Annotated in this window: 13 protein-coding genes; 5 read left to right on the top strand and 8 right to left on the bottom strand. The window is 45.2% G+C overall.

All coding sequences use genetic code 11. From position 1 onward, the window contains the following. Window positions 1-44: 44 nt before the first annotated feature. From ACSAZL_RS12015 to ACSAZL_RS12005, 3 genes are all read right to left on the bottom strand, one after another. A complete protein-coding gene (locus ACSAZL_RS12015) occupies window positions 45-1868 on the bottom strand; it encodes an aldehyde ferredoxin oxidoreductase family protein (protein WP_440944884.1) in 1824 nt (607 codons plus the stop codon). Between the two features lie 267 nt (window positions 1869-2135). Continuing rightward, the gene (locus ACSAZL_RS12010; protein WP_440944883.1) at window positions 2136-2897 is read right to left on the bottom strand and encodes a UPF0280 family protein; all 762 of its coding nucleotides are present in this window, start codon (window positions 2895-2897) and stop codon (window positions 2136-2138) included. Window positions 2898-3326: 429 nt separating this feature from the next. Then, window positions 3327-3740: a PAS domain-containing protein gene (locus ACSAZL_RS12005; protein ID WP_440944882.1), complete on the bottom strand. Its 414-nt coding sequence runs from the start codon at window positions 3738-3740 to the stop codon at window positions 3327-3329. Window positions 3741-4073: 333 nt separating this feature from the next. Between ACSAZL_RS12005 and ACSAZL_RS12000 the strand changes: the two genes are divergently transcribed. After that, window positions 4074-5204 (top strand): right-handed parallel beta-helix repeat-containing protein, encoded by a 1131-nt coding sequence (locus ACSAZL_RS12000; protein WP_440944881.1) that lies wholly within the window; start codon window positions 4074-4076, stop codon window positions 5202-5204. A gap of 227 nt (window positions 5205-5431) precedes the next feature. Here the strand turns inward: ACSAZL_RS12000 and ACSAZL_RS11995 are convergent, their stop codons facing one another. Beyond that, window positions 5432-11602 (bottom strand): NosD domain-containing protein, encoded by a 6171-nt coding sequence (locus ACSAZL_RS11995; protein WP_440944880.1) that lies wholly within the window; start codon window positions 11600-11602, stop codon window positions 5432-5434. A gap of 579 nt (window positions 11603-12181) precedes the next feature. Between ACSAZL_RS11995 and ACSAZL_RS11990 the strand changes: the two genes are divergently transcribed. Further along, complete coding sequence (locus ACSAZL_RS11990) at window positions 12182-12499, top strand: hypothetical protein (RefSeq protein WP_440944879.1); 318 nt, start codon at window positions 12182-12184, stop codon at window positions 12497-12499. A gap of 335 nt (window positions 12500-12834) precedes the next feature. On the opposite strand, the gene ACSAZL_RS11985 is transcribed toward ACSAZL_RS11990, so the two are convergent. The 3 genes from ACSAZL_RS11985 to corA form a co-directional block, all read right to left on the bottom strand. After that, window positions 12835-13767, bottom strand: coding sequence for a mechanosensitive ion channel family protein (locus tag ACSAZL_RS11985; protein ID WP_440944878.1), 933 nt, complete (start codon window positions 13765-13767; stop codon window positions 12835-12837). Beyond that, window positions 13755-14498: a DUF432 domain-containing protein gene (locus ACSAZL_RS11980; RefSeq protein WP_440944877.1), complete on the bottom strand. Its 744-nt coding sequence runs from the start codon at window positions 14496-14498 to the stop codon at window positions 13755-13757. Before ACSAZL_RS11980 ends, ACSAZL_RS11985 begins: the two co-directional genes overlap by 13 nt. 809 nt (window positions 14499-15307) lie before the next feature. Next, window positions 15308-16378, bottom strand: coding sequence for a magnesium/cobalt transporter CorA (gene corA / locus ACSAZL_RS11975; protein WP_440944876.1), 1071 nt, complete (start codon window positions 16376-16378; stop codon window positions 15308-15310). Window positions 16379-16669: 291 nt separating this feature from the next. Between corA and ACSAZL_RS11970 the strand changes: the two genes are divergently transcribed. The 3 genes from ACSAZL_RS11970 (at window position 16670) to ACSAZL_RS11960 (ending at window position 22207) form a co-directional block, all read left to right on the top strand. Further along, window positions 16670-17590 (top strand): mechanosensitive ion channel family protein, encoded by a 921-nt coding sequence (locus ACSAZL_RS11970; protein WP_440944875.1) that lies wholly within the window; start codon window positions 16670-16672, stop codon window positions 17588-17590. Between the two features lie 603 nt (window positions 17591-18193). After that, window positions 18194-20722: a fasciclin domain-containing protein gene (locus tag ACSAZL_RS11965; protein WP_440944874.1), complete on the top strand. Its 2529-nt coding sequence runs from the start codon at window positions 18194-18196 to the stop codon at window positions 20720-20722. Between the two features lie 330 nt (window positions 20723-21052). Beyond that, window positions 21053-22207, top strand: a complete 1155-nt coding sequence (locus ACSAZL_RS11960) for a mechanosensitive ion channel family protein (RefSeq protein WP_440944873.1) — start codon at window positions 21053-21055, stop codon at window positions 22205-22207. A 157-nt stretch (window positions 22208-22364) separates the two neighbouring features. On the opposite strand, the gene ACSAZL_RS11955 is transcribed toward ACSAZL_RS11960, so the two are convergent. After that, window positions 22365-23672 carry a phenylacetate--CoA ligase family protein gene (locus ACSAZL_RS11955; protein WP_440944872.1) on the bottom strand — a complete coding sequence of 436 codons (1308 nt, stop codon included), beginning with the start codon at window positions 23670-23672 and terminating at the stop codon, window positions 22365-22367. Window position 23673 lies beyond the last annotated feature (1 nt).

Genomic DNA, 23673 nt, shown 5'->3' with positions numbered 1-23673 from the left:
GAAACGATTTGAAAGGAAATAATAAAAAAGTGAGAAGGAAGGGCTCAGGCAATCCCAAGTTCCTTCAGCTTCTCTTTTGTGGGCTTTCCGTCGACCCAGCCCCGGATTGTATAATACTCATTGATCATTTCCGGGACGTGGGAGATCTGGCCTTTGGAGGGGCCTGCCGGGACCGGCTCTTCGGTGAGGCGCTTTGGAAGGATATCCTCTTTCCGGTCAAACCCGTACATGTTGTTCATCAAGCGTTCGAGGTTTGTGATCCTTTCCCCGAGTTTCAGGAGCTTGTCGGCGTCAAGGTCAAAACCCGTAATTGCTGCCAGCATCCCCGCATACTCGGGCAGGCCGAGAGCAAACGAGGTAAAGAGGCAGACAACAGAGGAGTTGATAGCTGATGTCAGGTCCTGCAGGATAATGGTCCACCCGGGCTTGTCCTCGACTGCGTAGGGGTCAAGTTTTTCGGGCAACCCCAGGATTTCGGGAGAGATCATGTAACCGTAGACGTGGTCTCCACCGCGGTTTGCAGTTGCGTAGTTCAGGCCTATTCCCTGGATGGCTCTGGGGTCGTAGGCCGGAAGCTCCATACCCTTGACGGCAATTGAGAGTTCCGGAGCTCCGTATTTTTCTGCAAGCTTTTTCGAACCCAGGGCAAGGTCAGCCCCTATCCCTGCGCGGTAGGCAGTCCTCCAGATGGCTTCAATCATTGAGCTGGGATCTCCGAAGCGCAGGTTCATGCCCTGGAGCTTCTCTTCCGGGATCCTTCCTCTCTCCACGAGTTCCATGGCGCAGGCAATTGTATCGCCCATGGAAATGGTGTCAAGCCCCAGCTCGTCGCAGAGGTGGTTTGCCTTAATAAGAGCGTCCAGCTCTGTTATGCCGCAATTGGAACCAAAGGCAAAGATAGTCTCATACTCCGGTCCCTCGGTATTCCGGATACTAAAGGGTCCGTCCGGCACATCGGACTTCCGCCCGCAGACAATAGGACAGCCCCAGCAGCCGTATCTCCCTGTAAGGTATTTTTTTACAAGGGTCTCTCCACTCTGTTCGTCAGCTTCAGGGAAATAAGCTTTCTGGAAGTTCCGAGTCGGGTAGGCCCCACTCTCATTGATGAGATTCACAAGGACCGCAGTCCCGTAGGTGTGAAGCCCTCCATCGGGAGCTGTAACCGGGTTCTCCTTTATCTTTTTCATGGCTTCCGCAACTCTCTCTTTCAGGAGTTCGGGGTTTGCAGGTTCAACCCTCTGGCTCCCGGAAACCACGATTGCTTTTAACTTCTTGCTTCCCATAACAGCCCCGAGCCCGGTCCTCCCTGCAGTCCGGTACTTGTCATTCATGATACCCGAGAAGGGAACAAGGTTTTCTCCCCCGGGCCCAATGCATGCAACCGAGGTCTTCCTGGGGTCGCCTGTCCTTTCGGTCAGCTCATCCGTGACCGCATGGACTGTCATGCCCCAGAGTTCCGGAGCCGGCACAAGCTCGGCTTTTCCGTTCACAATACTCAGGTAGACAGGCTCCTTAGAAATTCCACGCACAATGACCGCATCATATCCTGCAAACTTCAGGTAGGGGCCCCATTTTCCGCCGGAATTTCCGCTTCCGACGGTCCCTGTCTGGGGGGATTTGCTGCAGACAACATGGTAGCGCCCGCTCGTGGGGACCTTTTCCCCGGTAGCCGGCCCTGTTGCAAAAATAAGGAGGTTATCGGGGTCAAAGGGCTGCATATCCGCTCTGAACTCATCGTATACGAGTTTCAGGCCGAGCCCCTTGCCTCCGAGATACATCTTTGCCATTTCTTCGTCAAGCGGCAGGTCTTTGAGCTCGCCGCTGTCAAGATTAACATCAAGAATTTTTCCGTTATAGCCCCCAGGCATGTAATTCCTCCGGTCTGGTAAATTTAGCATAAAGATAAGCAGCCTTTCCGGCTCACTTTATCCGTCTCATTCATCCGTCCACTTGTCCGGCCTGCTTTGTCAAAAGCTTCCTGTTCGACCATGTATTTCAGCTATTCAGAAAAAATCTCGTATAGATGGCCGAAGCTTCGTTAACTATATCCTTTAAACATAGCCGGATACATTTGAATATATACCCTCTTATATATGTCGAAGTTCCTTAATAAAACTGTTCTAGCCGCCCCAACATCACGCTTTTGTGATATACTCATGCCTGACCTCGGCTCGTGTGATTTTCGGAACTTTTCCCCACATTCCTATGTACTCCCCCTGAATCACAAGTGCCCCTTTTATTCCCGGCACGGCTTTAACAACCTTGAATGAAGCCTCAACAGTTTCCTTTCCTATCCCAACCTCATTCCCCAGCGCCGTTGCCGCCGCATCTGCAAGGGATACGTCGTCCGAGAAAATTGCCGCTGCGTCCGCCATCCCGAAACTGATCGAAGGACCAACCGTCCCTGCCGAGGTACAGACTCCTGTGATCGAGTCCCGGGGCTCGAAAATTAAGCCCAGGTTTTTTATTGGAGATTGCCCCGCATAAATCCCGACTACAACCTGACGGTCATTGATGAGTGCAATATCTCCCCCGTTATCGACAATAGCATATTTTGCTCCGGCTTTCACCATCGCTTCCACGGCAAGGGCAGAAATAGTGCCTGCAACCGCACTCATGGGTCCGATCCCCATAGTGTTTCCGGCTTTTACCATCCTCCGAACCACTTCAGGGGCGTTTTTCGGACATTCGTAGGGTTCAAGGGTAAGCTGAAAATAAGGGTCTGAAAGGATGTAGGTCTCAAGAGCTGCCCTGTGGACTCTGATAGCTTCTTTTGCGGCTTCGATATGGGCAGGATCGTCAGCTGCAATCGTGACGATGGTTTCCCTTAGCTGGAAATGCTCTTTGATCGGGTTTCCGGCAGCTTCTTTAACGGGTTCTCTCGTGGGTTCTGGCATGCTGATTCACTTGGAATTTATTGCTTAAAAAAGAGATGCTTTTCCGGGCTGACTTCCGGGAATTGAAACGGAACAGAAAGAAATGGGATTCGATGAAAAACGGAATTCAATGAAAGCCAGGAGGGAGTCCTGATTTACCGGTTGAACTATCCGGGTCCTGAAGGAATTTCTCCGTTTTTCTTTCCCTGAGCCGCACCGGGTCTGAGCCGCCAACCGGCAAGATAAAAAGTTCCCACAAAAAGGCACCGCATAAAGAGAAATAAATATTGGAAAAATTCCACCTGTCCAGGAGAATCTGTACTTTGCCTCAAAAACCGTTTTTCAATTCACATGTAAATATCAGCGCCTCCGCCAGCTTGTCCGGCGGCCCTCCACAAAAAATAGAAAAAGAAAAATTCTAAATTTTTATGTGTTTTTTTATGTGCTTTTTTAGAACTTATTCTTCTTTTTTGATCCCGTAATATCACGCATGATACCTTCGCTGAAGAGGGGCTTGCCATCCTGATCCTTGATGATCGTAAAGTGGTCGGCAAACCAGCGGTATTTCCCGTCCTTATGTTTGAACCGGTATTCCAGGGTTCCGAAGCCGATATCAATCGCATGGACGAACCCTGTAGTAACGAGGGAGAGGTCATCGGGATGAACAAGATCCGAAGACTTACTGATGCTGCCCATTTCGATCATCTCTCGGGCAGAGTAACCTGCAATCTTCTCTATCGCCGGGCTCATGAAATCAACGCTATCGGTCTGAAGGTTCCGCCGGTATTCCACATCCGGGGAGTTTTCCTCTGCTTGCTTATTTTCAATTGTATGAGTTTCAGAATTCCTTAACTTTTCGTCCATTCAGTATCCCCAATCATAAATATGACTTTGAAAGGTTGTATTTGATTATGTGTTAGTATTTTTTTATCACTATATCAACATTTCCTTACAGTTTTCACGTAAATTATGAAAACAAATATATTCAATAAGTTTTCCTTGAATTGAGAGAATAAGCTAATCACATAGCACGCATATTACATAACGTGCATATCACATAACACGCAGATTTCAAAAGAAATAAGTGTATACTGGGTCCAAATTTTTGATATTCTTTGCTGTTGAGAATGGGGAAATGGAATGAGAAGTAAACATAACATACTAATTTGCATTAGTATATCCATTTTATTTTCGATTATGACTGCAGGCATTGTATCAGCTACTGATATCTATGTTTATCCGGAAGATTCAATTCAGGATGCTGTCAAAAATGCTTATTCCGGTGACACAATTATCGTGTCTCCGGGAACCTATGCAGAGAACATAGACGTTAACAAACCAGTCACTATAAAATCAAAATCCGGAAATCCCAATGACACGATTATCAGAGCTGCAAATCCGGGCAATCATATATTTCATATAACTGCAAGCAATGTTGCTATCCAGGGCTTTACCATAACAGGTGCTTTTGAAGAACCAGAGAAACGTTATTTCCCAGATGCAGGCATCGCTGTCAGTACTTTCAACGAAACAACAGGCAAAGACGAAGTTGTCTATTCATCCGAAGGGCAATGGGCCCTCATACCTAAAAACTGGGCAGGAATTTATGTTGATAATACTGATAACAACATAATCAACAACAATATTTTTTTGGGGAACAATCGAGGTATTTTGCTTAATTCATCAAGTAATAATTTACTGGAGAATAATACTGCAATTAATAATGACGGTGCAATTTCAATCTGGGATTTCAGCAATTTCAACATTGTCAGGAATAATAACATAAGTGCGGATGAAAAATATAGGATGGATAAGTACGGAATCAGTTTGAAAGAATCCGATGGCAATGAAGTTTATAATAATAATCTATTGCGGCCTGGTATAATATTGCTTCAATCGGACACTAACAAAATAGTCGATAATACAATAAATCTTGGGGGGATAGGCATTACCCTCATCGGATCCGACAAGAATGAGCTTAGCCGAAATTCCATATCCACATCCAGTACCGGCATATTTTTACGGGAGCATTCCAGTTTCAATAAATTAACTGATAATACAATATTTGACAACTTTATGGGTATTGAACTGCAAACATATAGCAATAACAACACAATTTCCAAAAACACATTAAATAATAACGAGGATATTTATTATTCGGATGACAGCAACGATAATGAAATTTCCGAAAATAATATAGACTACGGAAAATATCTTAAAAGAGCATACGATAAATATGTCATAGGGGTATACCGAGGCTACATCGTATTAATATCCATATCCGTGTTCGGCATGATTTATTTATTCTTTTTTCTTTTTCGAAAATAAAGACTTTTCGAAACCATACATAAATCAATTACAGGGGATCAGGATTTAGAGTTTTTCTATTAGTCTCTAAAAATATCAAACGTGTAGTGCGAGTTGCCGATAAAATAAACATGAAAAAATTAATTAGAAATGGGTAAAATTAATCAAACTTATAAAAAAGAACTCCAAAAAAGAAAATAGGAGGGAAATGATTTTCTCTCCTCTATTCTCCTCTATGTATTAACATTTCAGGCTTTTTGTCCTCCTTTCCTCTTTTTCAACAGGCACAGTGCGGAAAGAATTCCAGTCGCTGTAAAGACGGGCCCGAAGCCCGGGCTTTTCTTTGCTTCTTCGGATGTCGTATCCGGAACTTCGTTCCCAGTCATTTGCTTTGTATCGGTTTCAGCCCCGGTTGCTGCCGGTGTTATCGTAATGGTACCTCTTTTTTCCCCTGTAATCGAATAGCAGGAGAATCCCGGAGTTTCGGCCCTGAAGTAGAGGAATTCATCGTCTTCCCCGGTTTTTTCAGTTGAGAGCCGGGCCCAAGCATTATTATGGTAACGGTTCAGGGTGAGGCTTGCTTCATCTATATTGTTTTCTTCCACCCAGCTGCGGGGGACCCTAAAGTCGATCACGGCACTCTCAAAAGTACCTGATTCCCCGAAAGACTGGCTTCCGATGACGATGTTCATATACTGGTAGATCTCCCCTTCCGGGCTTTCCAGAACCGTTTTCGGCAGGTCTTTCAGGACCTCAACTTTCCCGGTCACGGTTCCTGCACTGGCCCCTGCAACAAAGCTGATGCCCTTAACACTGCACCCGGATTCGCTGAAGGTAAACTCTGCCTGCTGGCCTGCAATTACTTGCTGCCTGGAAACGCTTGCCGTCAGGACGTTGACAGAAGACGTTCCCGAAATCCCCCCAAAAAGGGCTGATCGGCTCCCGCTGCTTCCGCTACTTCCGCTGGACGCTTCTTCTTCCTCTTCTTCTCCGTCATCTCCTGCTTCGGGTGGATTATACAGTGGGAGGTTATCAAACTCGTTTTGGGAGTACGGAATCTCGTAAGGCACGTCACAAAAGCCGTCTCCATCGGCATCCGGCGTGGTTTCGGAAAAACCTGTCCCTTCAGGGTCTGCCCAGCAGTTGCCTCCGATATACGGGTCTCCGAGGATGTTTGGCCCTTCGGTCCTGCTGACGTTCCAGATATTTCCTTCATTCCTTCCCCTTAAAAGGACATTACTCGGGTTCCTGAAAAGGTTATTGTATATGCTGTTGTTTCCGGAATCATACAGGTATATGCCTCCTGAATTGAGGTTTACGGTATTGTTCTCAAAGCTCGAGTTTGTCGTGTTGTAAAGGAAAAGGCCGTACATGTTATGCTCAAGCACCTGGTCCCGGACTGTCATGTTTTCACAGCCTATCAGGTAAACCGTACCGGCATTTGAAGAGGCATCGAGAACCTTGTCGGATTCCCCTCTAAGGTAATAAATGGGCTTTCCGTCCACCAGGTTACCGGTATCTATATCACATGTTCCCTGTTCAATAAGGGGAGAAGCCCCGAAGTTGTACTCGTTACCTGAAAGATGATTATTTCTAAGGACAGCAGAATCGGAAGCCAGCATTAATCCAAACATGTTTTCCGAGATGCTGTTGCCTCTCAGGTTATTGTCTCCTCCGGCAATAAAATAGATTCCGTAACTGTTATTCTCCACAGTGTTGCCTGAACAGCTGCTGTTGTCAGCAATCAGGCCCAGAATCCCATACCCGTTCTCCGATACTGTGAGGTTATACAGGGTGGAATTCGAAGACTCCGCAAGGAAAACCCCGACCCCGTTCTTTTCGAGTCCCAGGTCCCTGACTGTTACGTTTTCACAACCTATCAGGTAAACCGTACCGGCATTTGAAGCCGAATCGAGGACAAGGTCCGACTCTTCCACAAGGTAATATATCGGCCTTCCATCCACCAGGTTGCTGGTATCGATATCGTTCGGAAGAAGATATCCGGACCCGATATATTCGTCCATGAAGTTGAAAGTGCTGGCCTGCATTGAATTGTTTCTCAGGACATTTGCTTCGGAACCCGAAAGCCAGATCCCCAATTCGTCACTTCCGCTTATGGTGTTGTTCTGCAGCTCGTTTTCATTACTCATGCTTAGAACAGCGATCCCGTATCCGTTGTCCTGCAGCTCGTTTCCTGAGAGTTCGTTTCCCGAGGCTCCATCAAGCCAGAGTCCGCAGGTAGAAACCGAACTAATACTATTATTGACTACAGTGCTGTTCCCGGAACTCTCAAGGTAAATCCCTAATCTTCCTCCTGTCACGGTATTTCCGGATAGGGTACAGTTTTCGGACACATTTACCCAGGCCCCGAAATAACTGTCAGAAAGGACATTCCCGCTTAAAACGCAATTGGATACCCCTTTCATGTAAATTCCTGCAACATTTCCTTCAGAAGCTCCGGAAACCGTAAACCCACTGATGTTTACGGAATCGGCATTCACGCTGAAAACGTTTTCATCAGAAATAGTTGCACGGACAATTGTGTCTTCAGGGTTTCCCGAGGAAGAAATGATGCTGACGGATTTGTTCACCTGCACGTTCTCCGTATAAGTACCAGGGCTTACAAGAAGCGTATCCCCTTCCCACGCAGCGTCTACCGCCGCCTGGATAGAGGGAAAAGTCCCGGGCACGGAACCAACTGTAAGGGTAAGCGGGACACCCGGTTCCCTGCAGACTGGCAGGTAGTCTTTACTTCCGGTGATAGAATTGATAACATAAGGAGTGTCCCCTATCCCGTTACCGTCAGCATCAGAGCCTGTATAATCGCTCCAGTAGTTCCCTGCGGTCGTGTTCCAGATGTTATGGCCCGTGTCCTTAACGTTCTTCAGGTTGTCGAACGAGTTTCCGTATATGGTATTATTTTCAGCGGCGGTAAGCCAGATCCCGAGCTCCGAGTTATTTGAAACCGTGTTGGAAAACAGGACATTATCCGCAGTCGAAATTTCCCCGGTCCAGCCCTGAAGGGTAAGACCGCGGGCATTTTCCGTAGCAATGTTTCCTGAGAGGGTGTTGTGCTGGCTTATGGTCAGGTCAAATCCGCTTTCACTGTTTGAATTTGCAGTGTTTGCTGTCAGGATATTGTAGTTCGAATTAAGCAGATAGATCCCGAGAGCGTTGCTGGAGGCAGTGTTTTCCACAAAATTGTTATTATTGGAGTAAGCCGCATGAATTCCGATATGGCCTCCGGAGGCGTTATTGCCGCTTATGTTGTTACTCCCGGACTCGGAAATATAGATGCCGTATCCGGAATTTCCTGGAAGGGTGTTGTTTGCCAGGGAATTTCCTGAAGCGGCTGTCAGGTAAATTCCGTATGAATTGCCCGAAATTTCGTTGTCCTCTACCGTACTGTTTCCGGAGTCTTCGAGATACACTCCATAGTGGTTGCCTGAGAGCGTATTGTTCTCGATTACTACTTCTTCCGTCCCGTAAAGGTAGATTCCAAATAATTCGTCCTGAAATACCAGGTCCCGGACCGTTACGTTCAGGCAGTTGAGTAAATAAACGGAACACGGACCCGACCCTGCATCGGACTCTGCGTCCAGAATATGGTCGGAGACTCCGGAAAGGATATACAGAGTTTTTCCATCAAGCAGGTTGCCTGTTTCTATCTCGGGTACATTTTGCGCAGCACAGTTTCCTTCAATTCCGAAGTTATACCTGTTCCCGTCCATCCTATTCCCGGAGAGCGATTCCCATTTCGATCCTGCAATGTAAAGCCCGTAGTAATTCGAACCTGCGGAGTTGCCTGTGAAATTCAGGGTTGAGGAATCGCTAATATAGAATCCGTATCTGTTTCCCGAAGAGCTGATGTTCTCAACATGGGAATCCATTGTATTGTAAAGGTAAAGTCCGTAGTAATTTCCGGAGAGATTAAGGTCCCGGACTGTCACATTCTGACAATCAATACAATATACTGTCCCGGCATTCGAACCGGAATCAATGACAAGGTTGCTTTCATTTACAAGATAGTAGACAGGCTTGCCTTCAACGGTATTGCTTTCATCAATGTCCTGTTCGGTCGCAGCTCCTTTAAATGCAAAATTGTAAGAGTTGTTTTCCATCCTGTTATTTCTCAGGATAGCTCCTTTCTCCCTATTCAGATATATTCCATAATCATTGGATTCTGCACTATTATTATCAAGGGTACAGTTCTCTGTATCAATTACGTAAAGCCCGATAAAATTATCCGAAAGTTTGTTTCCGCTGATATTACAGTCTTTTACACCATAGAGCCAGATCCCTGCGGTTCCGTAGGAGACAGAAGACACAAGTTCGGATCCTCCGCTTACGGAAAAACCTGAAATGTTTACTGCATCTGCCGTTACGTAGAACACTGAATCTTTCGGATTTACTGCGCTGACTTCCGTGTATTCTGGCCCGGATTCGGAAAGGATTGAAACCGCCCTGTCCACGTCCACATTTTCATTGTATGTGCCGTTGCGGACAATGATTGTAGCACCCGGGGAAGCGGCATCAACTGCAGCTTGGATAGAAGTGAAGTCCGCAGGCCCGTCATCGTCCACATAGAGCAGGGAAGAGCCGGTTACGCTGATACATTCCGTTTTTTCCAGTGTGCTGTTTCCATATCCGTTTTCTACATGGAGTGTGACATTGTACCTCCCGGCTTCAGTATATTCATGAGTCGGGAAGCGGTCGGTGGAAGTATTTCCGTCCCCGAAGTCCCAGTGCCAGGCCGTGGGAGAGAGCGTGCTTGCATCAATAAAATCGACTATAAGGGGGGCCGGACCCGAGGTAACGCTGGATGTGAAAGCAGCTTCTGCCGCTTCGATCCGGTTTGTGAAGGCTTTAATACAGACGTTCATGTTTTCCACAGCAAGAGCGGTGTCCACCCAGCTTTCTCCGTCCGGACTGAAGAAACTCTCTCCGGGATTTGCCTTGGCTTTGCTGCTGTACTCTTCCTGCGGGTATTCAACAGCCACAGGGAAGGAATACCCGGGGGTAGTAAATTTTACAACTACTGAGAAGTTCTGTCCTGATTCAAGCGGAACTTCAGAGTTCAGGGAAACAGTGTGGTAACCTGCAAAGGTGATCGTCCCGTTAGCAGAACTTTCTGCCCCTGCAGGATTTATGGGCCCTGAAACCGGATCGGTGTAGATATAGATTTCATACTCCGTACCTGTGGCAGGAGTATAGAAACTCACAGCTTCAAGGGTTTCGGCTTTTTCGGCTGTGAAAACGTTGGCCGCCCAGGCTGTGCTGCTTCCCGAGGACCCGATACTTTCAACCCAGCCCAGAGGGTCGTACTGGTACACATGGGAATAGGAACTGAGGTCTTCGGCTGTATGAACAGTGCCTCCGCTCCCGATAACAGTGTCGTAATACGAAACATAGAAGAAACCTTCCTCTCCCCAGGCGGTACCCCAGGAATTCTTGACAATAAACGCCCCGTCTCCGGGAGCTGCTGGAGTGAATTTATTTCGGTCAAAAGAATCATCCCAGCCTACGATGCCGATTATATGGTCTGCACTGTTCGAGCCCGTGTAATAATAAGTAAAGTTGACAGCATCATAAGTGTCGGAACTAATGTAAATCATAGAGTCGACAACTCCGTAATTCATCAGAGCCCATTTGACAAGGTCATTATCTTCGGGGCCGCTCCTCTCCGGGAGAGAGATTACTTCCTGTATGCGTTTTAAGGAAGGAAGGTCTGCAGGAGAGACTCCCGAGTGAGAATCATAGGGGTCATCGGTTTCACTTACCGGGCCGCTCCAGCGGGTAAAGTAAGCCGTGGTCATAAAAGCATTTCCACCGTCGTCATAAGTGCGGTCAAAACCTTCGGGATAATCCTCAGAAAGCAGGTTTTTTATGTTGTTCTCGGAAAAGTCCATACTTTTTCCCTCTGTTCCGAGAATGTAAGATTCCAGGGCTGCGCAGGCTCCAAACGTCCAGCAGCTTCCTGCATCCATCTGGTCCCGGACAGGGCTCACACGCCCGAGTGTCCTGAGGTCGTAAGAAACGGGATAACTCCCCGCACCTGTCAGACTTTCAACAGTTTTCAGGTGTGAGAGGTCAACAGGGGCCGGAGTGAGGCCCGTAGCCGGATATTCGGTCTCCCCGTCAGCAGGCTCACCCGAGGTAAGAAGCATCCGTTCCTCATTTGACTCCTCATTTTCCAGATACTCCTCAAAATCGGGATTCAAAGGAGCAAGGGAAAAAAGTCCTGAAGAACTATTTCCATCTGGAATTGAACCATTGTTTTCAGAAGAAATTAATTTATTATTTTCTGATGTTATCGATACATTTTCTATAGAAGTAAGATTCTCTGAGATTGCCGCTGCCTGCCCGAGCAGGAGGCAGATTGCAGCAAGAGTAAAAAAATACAATTGTTTTTTTAACATACTACACGTCCCTGTTTTTGCGTCTTGTTGTTATTTTCTTTTGATATTTTCATGTTAGAGAGCATCAAGCTCCATGATAGAAATAAATACAAAATAATCGGTAAATTTCTCAAATAAATATAAATTTTCAGAATCTGTAAAAGATCTAACAATATAATATTTTTAATATATATTCCGTTTTAAACGTTTTGGTACTTACATGCCTGTCCGGGGAAATTGTATCAAATAAAGGGTTTAAGGAACAGAAATAGCGCAAATAGCTTAAAGTCGAAGATAAAAGGTGAAGGCGGTTAACGGATAAAGTTCAGAGTGAAAGCTTGAAAGCACTGATTATTATAGACATGACAAACGATTCCGTGTTTGAACAATACGAGCACGAAGAAAGGACGTATGAAGGCAATTTCGTTGCCCCCTCGGGAAAAACATCATTGACCCTATGGCGGAGCTTGTGAAAATAATCCTCAGCAGGGGAAATGCTGCTGTACTCAGGCTCCCGAAAGACCACTACAATGCTTTCACAAACTCGAGACTCGAACTGGAGCTTGCGGAGCTGGGTATTGATGAGGTATTCATGACAAGTTGGTTGATGAGGTCTGTATCTACCATAATGTTCTCGTTTTTCTGGAGAGGGGTTTTCGAACAAACGTTGTAAAGGGTTGCACAGCCCCCTTTGAAGAGGAAGAAGGAAAAAAAGCCCTGGAAGAGATTAAAGCCTCCGGAGTAAAGTTGGTAGACAATGTTTCTGAGGATGTAGAGCTTATCCTGCTTATCGAAGACGAACATGACGAAAGCTCGGAAGAAATAAAGTCAGGCAGCTGGCCACCTCACAATATGAAAGGAGCGCCCGGTGCCCTTACAGTAAAGCCTGTCAGGGAGGCGCTTGAGAGCAGAAATTAAAAACCAGGATAAAATAACGGAAATTAAAAACAAAGATAAAATAACGGAAATTAAAAACAAAGATAAAATTCTTCAATAAAAGGTACAAAAAATGTAAGTTCTTTTTAAATCACAGTACTTTTCACAGTAATTTAATACCGGAGAGAAAGGAATGTAGAAGCAGGGGTAAAGGGGAATCCGAAACCTTTACCTTGAAAAGTCTGCTTTCTTTAAACATCTGTTCTCTTCAAATTCCTGCTTTCTTTAAACATCTGCCCTCTTCAAATTCCTGCTTTTTAAACGCCTGCCCTCTTCAAATTCCCGCTTTCCTTATCTTTTAGCCCTTCAATTCGGGCTCAGATTCGGTTCGATACTCGTTCTCCAAAATTCAACACACCTTCGTTTTCTTCAAGCTGGTTTTCCTTCAGATTTTCAAGCTCCGGAAGCTTTTTTCCAGAATCGGCTTTAATATGGAGCACCCGCTGCGGGAAGGGAACTTCTATGCCGTTTTCTTCGAGGGTACATTTTATGGCCCAGAGGAGTCTGGTTTTCAGCCCGAACCATTCACTCACAGGAGCCCAGATCCTGACAACTATTTTCACCGCACTGTCTCCCAGGTCGCTTACGAAAACAGAAGGTGGTGGGCTCAGGAGGGCGAAAGGCTCCTTATCTATAAGGTCCTTGATAAGCCAGATTGCGGCATTAGCGTCGTCACTGTAGCGGATCCCAATTGTGTATTCGAACCTTCTTACCGGGTGTCCTACAATGTTTGTGATGTTTGTGGTGAAGACCTGCTGGTTTGGCAGGCGGACGAGAAGCCCGTCGTAGGTGCGGATAAGGGTGGAGATTATGCGGATATCGGTGACATAGCCGGCAGTCCCGTTGATTTCCACCTGGTCCCCTATTTTTATGGGCCTTTCAACCATCAGGAAAAAGCCCGAAACCAGGTTTCCGACAATATTCTGGCTTGCAAAACCGAGGATAATACCTGTGATTCCTCCTGCAAGCAGGAGCCCTGAGGGGTCAAGTCCTATTAAGGGAAGCGCTGCAATGAAAACGATAATCAATGAGCCATAATAAAGGAGTTTGAGGATAGGTTCCCCCACATCTTTACTGACCCGGTCTTTAAGAGACCTTCGCAGGTAAATTGTGAGCACTCTGAAGAGGAGGACTGAAAAGGAAATTATGAGAACAAACTTTATCAGATCCGCCGGGGTAACCGGACCCTCTGAGGTCGAATATATTTGATTGTCAAGAAAATTAATATCAGGAAGGATCAAAAGCCCCACCCCATATAAAATTTAAGAGGTACGAAGCCAAGCTTCTGGAGCCCGTAAACACCGAAAGCCTCTTTCCTGATTTTTCGGTCCTTGACAAGAGCACCCTTCAGCTCCCCGTTAATGGGCTGCGGCTCAAAACCCGTTTCAGCCGTATTCCGGTTGAGGATATCCATCTTGGCTCTCATGAAGACGTCCCCGTCATAGTACAGCTTCATCCCGTAGGCACTGAAAACAGCTTTTGATATTGAGGCCCATTCCGAGGAGGTATTGCGCAGAGTAAGCTCCATGACTCCTTCCTCCAGGGGATTGAGTAAAGGAGAAACCGAATATAACCTGCTTTTCCAGTGCTTGCAGACAACCCCATTCGAAACCTCTCCGTAAAGGGTAAATTTCTGCCTCACCAGGGTAAAAACATCCAGAAGCTGGAGGTTCTTATTCCCATTATCCGAGATAAAAACGCCTATTTCTACCGGAAAAGTCAAAAAAATCTGTTTTTTTTCCCCTTCTGCAAGGAGCAGGGTTTTTTCAAATTCTATCAGTAGATTCGGAGTAATTTCTTTCGGAGTATTCAGAGGTTCCACCGGGTTTATGATAATGCGTTTTCTGTCTCCGAGGATAAGTTTTTCCACTTCATCTTTTCCCAGGGTCCTTCGGTATGTCCATCTGTCCCCTGTTTTTTCTACGGAGATAGAGATTCCTTCCTGTTCTACTGAAAATGGGGGGTCATAGTAGCCGTACATAGTATTCCAGCAGTTAACACATTTCAATTAATTTCTAAATTTCTTAATATTACATCCTAACCATTATAAAAAAATTACTTTAAATAAATTTTATAGGATTGTAGAAATTGATGGTCTCTGATTAGTTGATTGTTTGCCCGATTGATTAACTGGTTTACCTGTTTCGGAATCTCGGAGGAGTTCCTTCAGTTTTTCTCTTCCTTTGCCGCGTAGAGCCTTGACCAGCCTGCCAGACAGATAAATAACAACTTGAAAAACCAGTGCCACAATGAAAAAATACAATATATCGAAGAAGTGCTACCAGGGCTGAAAGAATATGTTTCTTGTGCACTGAAGCTGCATTCAATATTACAGGTAAATCTAAGCGCCTCCGCCAGTTTGTCTGGTGGCGCTTTCCAAAAATGAAAGGAATACAGATTTGAAAGAGAGATCAGACAGAAACTTATGCCGGTTTGATCTTTTTGGTTCTCTTTTTTACCTACAGGCGTCCGCAGTAGCTTTTACTTTCCACTTATACATTCTTTCGTCTCTTCTTTCTTCTTCTTTCTTGTCTTTTTGGGACAGACCGCTCTCCTGCGTCGAGCGGGACAAAAAAGACCCGGTATAGCGAATAAGGTTGTACAGGTCGCAGAATTCATAATTTAATCCTCTTGAGCGAAACTAACAGTAAAAAACCTATCAAGTAGTCCGCTTGAGCAAAACGAACCTCGTGCTGTTGCACTTGCAGTGCCCAGAAAATCTTCGATTTTCTGCGATCCCGACGCGAACCTCTGGAAGCGAAACTCAGGGAATTCGGGGGAATAAGGAGGTTAGACCCACCTTCTCTTTTTAAAATAAAAAAACATGCCTATTCCCAGTAACGCCATGCTAAGCATGACTACAGGGTAACCCAAGCGCCATCTGAGTTCCGGCATATAGTCAAAATTCATGCCGTATACTCCTGCAATGAAGGTTAAGGGGATGAAGATAGTGGCTATAATTGTCAGAACTTTCATAATGTCGTTCATTCTGTTGCTTAAGCTTGAGAGGTATACATCTACCATTGAAGAGAGGATATCCCTGAAGGCTTCTATGGAATCAATAATCTGAATGGTATGGTCATAGATATCTCTCAGGTAAATCTGTGTACTTTCTTTTATGAGTCCTGACTCGGCTCTCTGAAGACTGCTTATCAACTCCCTGAGAGGCCAGACTGATCGACGAAGGATGATCATATCTCTCTTGTGTTTCTGAATCATCCTCATAGTTCCAGGTGTGGGATCCACTATCAGTTTTTCTTCAAGGTCCTCGATCTCTTCCCCGAAGTGCTCAAGAATCAAAAAATAGTTATCAACTATAGCATCAATCAGGCTGTATGCAAGATGATCTGCCCCGTTCTTTCGGAGGCGTGAGGCAGGATTTTTTAACCTCTCCCTTAGAGGATCAAAAACGTCTCCTTCCCGTTCCTGAAAAGAGAGGATATAATTTGAGCCGAGGATGATGCTAACCTGGTCTATAATTATCTCTTCTCTTTCTTCATCGAGAAGTATCATTTTCAGCACAGTATAAATATAAGAATCGTAATCTTCCATTTTGGGGCGTTGCCCTGTGTTTAGCACATCTTCGAGAGTTAGAGGGTGGATCTTAAAATAGCTCCCGAGCTTTTCTATAACCTCAATCTGGTCAAGCCCATCGACATTTACCCATAAATTCATTCCGGGCTTGTCTTTGAAGGCCAGGCATTCCTCTACAGTCTGCAGTTCTTTTTCTATCAGTTCCTCACTGTTATAGCTCCAAACCCGAATTACGACCTTTTCTGACTTTTTTTCCCCCACATGCACGAGAGTGCCAGGGGCAAGCCCGACCTTCGATTGTTTTTTCCCTAACTTTGTAAGTCTCAAGGCTCTCCCTCACTTTCGAATAAAAATAAACACTTTAGTTAATGGAAGCTTCATCAATTTAAGCTCTATGCCTGATTTTTTGTCGAATACGAGTATTCGGCTTTTGAAGCAAATTGGATGATTTTCAGTGTAAGCCGGCTCTCAGCTTGAAAATGAGTTATTTAAGTGTTTGTAGTTAAGTATAATTATATATATTCCAATATAATACGTTAAATATGTAATTGATTTTTCCAAAATTAGGGGAAAATGGAAAGGTCATCGGTTTAAAGCTAAAATATAGGGGTGAGTAATATGGTTGGGACTGAAATTACGGATAGTCTTTACGGTATGTTTGATCAGTTCATAGCATTTATTCCTACATTAGTAGCCATAATTATTCTTATTATTGTAGGAATAATATTGGGAAAGTTTCTTGGAAAGATCGGTGCGAAAATACTGGACAAAATAGGACTTGATGATCTGGTTGACAAAACCGTGATAGGCGGAATGATAAAACGAGGACAGATGAGTACGGTCGGCTTTTTTGATGCAGTCATCCGCTGGTTCGTTTACATCATCTTCGCCTTAATCATTCTGGACATTCTGAACATCGGGGTAGTGAATAATTTCGTCGATCTCGTAATATTCTACATCCCGCTTGTGATCTCTGCTCTCGTTGTCCTGCTTATAGGTTTGCTGATTGTGGACTTCATTAGCGACCTGCTCCAGAAAGTGCTTATTTCAACCGGTATAGATGAGAAACTTGAACAGACTACTTTTGGAGCTTCAATTAAATCCGGGGGACTGACAGCTTCAGGCATCGTGGCTGGAATCGTCAGAATATTTGGGTATCTGATTTTCCTGACGGCTGCATCTGATATCCTGCAATTAACTATGATTAGCGTTCTGTTGATAGATATTACTCAATATCTGCCACGTGTCATCATAGCTATCCTGATCCTGGTGATAGGAATTCTTTCTATAGACATAGTAATGGACTACCTGAGTAGTACTGTCAGAGGAATGGAGATAGAAGGGGCAGATATCATTCTTCCTCTCCTCAGGGGCTTCCTGCTTCTTATTCTGGTTCTGGTTGCCCTGGATACAATGCTAATTGATACCAGTATCCTCTACCTGTTCTTCGGACCGCTGGCATGGGGAATTGCATTCGTGGTGGCATTCAAATACGGAGTCAAAGACGCAATCGTTGCTTACGCCAGAGAAAGGAAGTAATCTCTTCCTTTCATTTTTCATAAAGTGTCATTCCTGATTTTCTCAATAAATTTATATATAAAATAAGTTTTGAATCTATATTATACAGGCTTTTTCCAACTTTAGAAGGCTATTTCTTAGAGACAAATTAAAAATAATAATTATTCTATCCTTTTTCGGCTTTTCCTGTAATTGAGATTTTTTATTGAGAGAAGGTCTGTGTCTGTTTTTCAAAAAGAGCTGAGGAGAAGAAATAGGGGCTTTAAACCCCGATGTGGCTTAAAGAAGGTTTTTCTCCGGGGAAAAGTCAGATAAAAAACTGAATGTTCAGATAGCGGGTTGGAAGACTTTGATTATTATAAGATTTAAACGAATTTTTATAAAAACGCTGTCTTTCATTCTAATATAATATTAATAAGAAAATACAAATACTCTTTGTATGATATATCAAATTGGAAATCACACATATTCACACGAAACAAAACTTCAGCCAGACAAAAATGGGGTTCAGATATAACAGGAATAGGTTTGGACTAGAATAGGTTTGGGGTCTGCTGAAGGGAAAAATAGGGGGGAATTTGGATTAGATCGAGATTTACCAGTTTAACCTGTGCTTTAATCAGTTTGTTGTTATTGAGTGCAGCTACCTGTACCTGCTCGGCGCAGGATGACGGAACAACGACCACACTGGACCTGATAGGGAAAAATGGAAATTTTACCCTCTTATCAGGTTTCTTCAATAACAGCAGCCTCAATACCACCCTGGCCGGAGAAGAACCGTATACTGTGTTTGCTCCGACGGACGCTGCTTTTAATAATGTGTCGGAAGACGCTCTTGAGGCTCTGAAGGAAGATCCTGCTGCCCTTGAACAGGTGCTCCTATACCATGTCACAAACGAAACTCTGATGTCCGAAGACCTGGCTAACGTGAGCAATGTCACAACCCTTCAGGGTAGTGAGCTGCCTGTCAATGTCACTGAAGAAGGAATATTCGTAGGGGACGCAAAGGTCATAGTCCAGGATATCAATGCCAGCAACGGAGTAATTCATGCAATAGATGCAGTCCTTATTCCGCCTGAAAAAGAGGAACAAAATCTGACAGTACTCTACAACGATACCGTAAACCTGACTGAAGGAAACGTCATATTCAGGCCGAATACTACCCGGTATTACACAATAGACAATCTCACAGACTTCGGAGCTCTATATGCAACAGGACTCGACTTTAACGCTACCCTGGCGCAGAACATGACCGGATATGTGACTAACATGACCAATGTGTCATTTGTGCTTGAGAGCCTGGAAGGGGTCGAAAATAATAACATTACCGGAAAGAAATGGTTTATCTACATCAACGGTGAACCAGCCAAAGAAAACTTAGGAATGAACCCGATAAGTGACGGGGACAACCTCAGCTTCTGGTATACAAAAGAAGAAGACGGAAAAGCCTTAATCGAGAATGCAACCTATGCAGCCAACATTACCATTGCTGTAGAAGAAAGGATGGAACCTGAGCCGGAACAAAATCTGACAATACTCTATAATGATACTGTAAACCTGACCGAAGGAAATTTCACCTTCATGCCGGCAAACGACACCCAGAACTACACAATAGACAACCTCACGGATTTCGGAGCTTTATATGCAACAGGACTCGAATTAAACGTGTCCGTAATGCAGAACATGACTGACGGAGACATGGCTGCGAATGAAACCGAAGATATGAACGGGAACGAAACCGAAGATATGAACAGGAACGAAACCGAAGATATGAACGGGAACGAAACCGAAGATATGAACGGGAACGAAACCGAAGATATGAACGGGAACGAAACCGAAGATATGACCGACAACATGACAAATGTGTCATTTGTGCTTGAGGGTATAGAGGGAGTAGAGAACAATAATACTACCGGAGAGAAGTGGTTCCCCTACATCAACGGAGAGCCGGCTGAAGCAGACTTCGGAATGAACCCGGTAAATGACGGGGACAACCTCAGCTTCTGGTACACAACAGAAGAAGGTGGAGAAGCCTTAATCGAGAATGCGACCTATGTGGTTAACATCACGGTCAGTAAAATGATGGCAAGAGAAACCATCATCCAGGTGGCACAGAACCAGACGAGATTGACCGCTTTTGTGAACGCAACGCAGGCCGCAAACCTGACGCAGGCCCTGAACGAAACCGGACCTTTTACTGTCTGTATTCCGAGTAACGAAGCCTTCGAGCAGCTGCCGGCACAAACCCGTGATCAGCTCATGAACAATACCACCTTGCTCCGGGAAGTTCTGTCCTATCACATGATCAGGGGGAAGTATGCTCGCGAGCAGCTTGCCGGTATGAATACCGTTAATACCGTTCAGGGCAGAGCGCTTCAAATAAAGATGGAAGGTGACAATCTCACAATACAAAACGCAACGGTTACACAGATAATCATTGTAAGCAATGGAGTTATCTGTATAATCGATAAAGTGCTCATCCCTCCGGACAGTGGACTTCCTTCCGATGAAAACCAGACTGGAAATCAGATCGATGAAAATCAGACTGGAAATCAGATCGATGGAAACCAGACCGACGGAAACCAGACCGACGGAAACCAGACTGCAAACCAGACCGACGGAAACCAGACTGAAGACAAGGCAGGAGACTGGCACTTCTTCTCAATTCCTTTCGAAGCTAACAACACAAGCGTTGATTATCTGCTTTCGGATGTGAACTATACCTCACTGATTTACTACAACGCTTCAAACAAACTCTTCGAAGATGTCTCAAATATTGAGCCTCTGAAAGGATACTGGATCAATGTCCCCAACGGAACCGAATTCAATGCTTCGGAACAGTTTGCTTCGGTTGAGAAGAAGCAGGTTAATGTTCCACCGAGCCTTCAGACCTATCCTGGCTGGAACGCGCTGGGTTCACCTGTAAACGAGACCGTTTCTGCAGAAACTGCGTTTACATCCCTTAACAACTCGTATGCAAAAATTGTGGGGCCCTGGGTGCCGGGTAATAACACTACGGGTTATTACCGGTATGTCGGTTACAACGGCCTTAACGAAACATTAGGCGAGAACCAGTTTGGGACGGACGAATTTGAAGTCGAACCCTATAAGGGTTACTGGGTCTTTGTCAGAAATGAAAATCTGTATGCCTGAAGAGGTCACCTGAAAGATAACGTAAGAAAATAAGGGAACAATAAGAGACTGGAAAAATCAGGAAAAACAGTTTTTAATGAGGAAGAAAGGGGCCTTTCATATGGAGGATCTTCTTTTTTCCTCCAATCTTTTTTCCTCAAGTCTTCTTTACTCGAATCTCTTTTTCACTTTAATTTACTTCTTGTTTTAATTATTTTTCCCTTGTTCAACTGACCTGTTATCCATCCCGGCTGCTTCAGTGTCCTTTTGCAGAATTTTATTCACACTTTTTTAGTTCCTTAGTTATTAAAATCAATATTTATATAAAGCTTCTCGCTAAAGGTTGGGTGCATGGAAACCCTGGATACTCTTAATAATACTTCCAATAATACTACCCTTGGTATTATAGAAACTCCCAGTTCTTTTGCAGCAAATATATCCTATTTCGACAGAATTCTGGAGCAGGCATTCACCTGGTTCTCGAATAACTACGGTACGCTGTTATTCATTATTTTCATAGGCATGGGTACCATCCTTGTTGCAAGGACTGTAAACCACCTTATGGAAAGTTACTTCAAAAAAGCAAGCAGCAAGCTGCGGATGGACACTACGGCTTTCCGGATGTTCAGGCATGTTACGGTTGCAGCGATCTACTTTATCGGGTTGATTGTTATAATATTCAGCATTCCTGACCTGCGCAGTCTCTCCGTAGCCCTCTTTACCGGGGCAGGGCTTGCCGGTATCGTCATCGGTTTTGCAGCCCAGAGCACGCTGAGCAATATTATTGCAGGCATTTCCCTTGCCATTTTCCAACCTTTCAGGGTTGGAGACAGGCTGAATATTATGAACGAATACGGAAAGGTTACGGACCTCAACCTCAGGCATACGGTAATCATAACCTGGGATAACAGGCGTCTTATTATCCCCAACTCGATAATCAGCAATGAGGCGATTATCAACTGGACCATAGAAGACCCCGCAGTTATCTGGCCTATAGATATCGGAATAAGCTATGATTCCGATATCAACCTGGCAAGAAAAATCATGATTGAAGAGGCCCGAAAGCATCCCCTGGTAATGCCTCCGCAGACCCTCGAGTACAGCATCGTAAAGCCGAGTTTCCTGAAACCCGAGACTATTGCAACCGGGCTTATGGATCTGTCCGTGCTTCATACCGTAGATCCGGATTTCAAGGAAAGAGGAGAGGTTAAGGTACAACTCACAGAGTTTGGAGATTTTGCCGTAAATCTCCGCCTCTATGTCTGGTTTAAGGACAGGAGTGATGCCTACAGTTCAGGGTGCGAGATCAGAGAAGCAATAAAGAAACGCTTTGACAGCGAAGGCATCGAAATTCCATTCCCCTACAGAACTATCGTGTACAAGACCGATATCGAGAAAGAAAAGGCTTCGGGAAAATCCTCCGCGGAAGTGAGTAAAATGGAATATGCTAAAAGGAGCAGGTTAACTGATCTTGGTGATAAAGTAGAGGATGAAAATGGGCAATAAGACTGAACCCGATAAGACTTAACCGGTCCAATAAAACTGAAACATGGCCGGAGCTAGTTATACAGGGAAGGTTAAAAAAGGCAGCAGCAGGGGAAAAAAGCGGTCGGTTAAAAGCCGATCAAAGGTTGATTTAAGGAAATTAAGTGATGAAAGGACTTTAAAGTTCCCTTTCATCGATCACTCTTTTTGTCTTTTTCATGCTTCTTGGAAGTTCCCCGATTTTTACACCCACAATATCCACGGTTACCCCGATAAAGTCCTTGAAGGCTTTTCCCAGAGCTTTTTCGGTTTTTGCTTTCATTGCAGGGGCTTCGGCTTCTTCGATCTCTACTTTGAAGAGCATACTGTCCCTGCCGTCTTTGCGGGTAAGGAGAATCTGGTACTCACTGCTGACACCGGGGACCCTGTGGATGATGTCTTCTATCTGGCCGGGGTAGATATTTACGGCTTTGAACTTTATGCGGTCATCAGACCTTCCGAGGATCCGGTCAATTCTCGGGAAGGGGCAGCCGCATTTGCAGAGCCCGGGAATTATTCGGGTCAGGTCTCTTGTCCTGTAGCGGATCAGGGGAGCCCCTTCTTTTGTGAGGGTGGTAATTACAAGCTCTCCGAGGGTGCCGTCCGGCAGCTGCTCGCCGGTTATGGGGTCGATGATCTCAAAAAGCAGGTGGTCGGACCAGTAATGCATCCCTTCGTGATAGGAACAGTCAAGGGCAATTCCGGGCCCGTAGATTTCGGTCAGCCCGTAGATGTCAAAGGTCTCGATCCCGAGTTCGGTTTCGATCCGGTTGCGCATCTTTTCGCTCCAGCGCTCCGAGCCGATAACCCCTACCTTGAGGTGGATCCGGTCCTTCAAGCCTCTTTGTTCAATCTCTTCGGCAAGCAAAAGCGCGTATGAAGAGGTGCTCGCCAGGGCTGTGGACTTGAGGTCGACAAGCATTTCAAGCTGTTTTTCGGTATTTCCGGGGCCTGTAGGGATTGCCATTGCCCCCAGGCGTTCGGCTCCGAGCTGGAATCCTATTCCTGCGGTCCAGAGCCCGTATCCTGGGGTTATCTGGATCCTATCCTGGTTGGTAAGACCTGCCAGCATGTAGCAGCGCATCATCTGCTCGGCCCAGACATCAACATCTTTCCGGGTATAGGGGATAATGACAGGCTTTCCGGTTGTCCCTGAGGACGAATGGATTCGTACCACTGCAGACTCAGGCACTGCCTGCAACCCGAGAGGATAGGCGTCTCTTAGTTCCTCTTTATGTGTGAAAGGCAGGAGTTTCAGGTCATCAAGGGACCCGATTTTCTCGATATCCACTTTTGATTCCTTAAACTTCTTCTGGTAAAAGGGGCTGCCTTCAACCACACGTCTAAGCAGGTCTTTCAGTTTTGCAAGGGTATCTTCTTCCGAGATTTTGGGGTGGTAGAGCTGGACTTCCGGGTCGAGCTCAGACTCCAAAGATGCTTCATACATT

Source organism: Methanosarcina mangrovi (genome assembly GCF_052057765.1).
In the GTDB taxonomy this organism is placed as follows: domain Archaea; phylum Halobacteriota; class Methanosarcinia; order Methanosarcinales; family Methanosarcinaceae; genus Methanosarcina.
The sequence above is the reverse complement of the archived record's forward strand: the minus strand, read 5'-3'. Positions and strand labels throughout refer to the sequence as shown.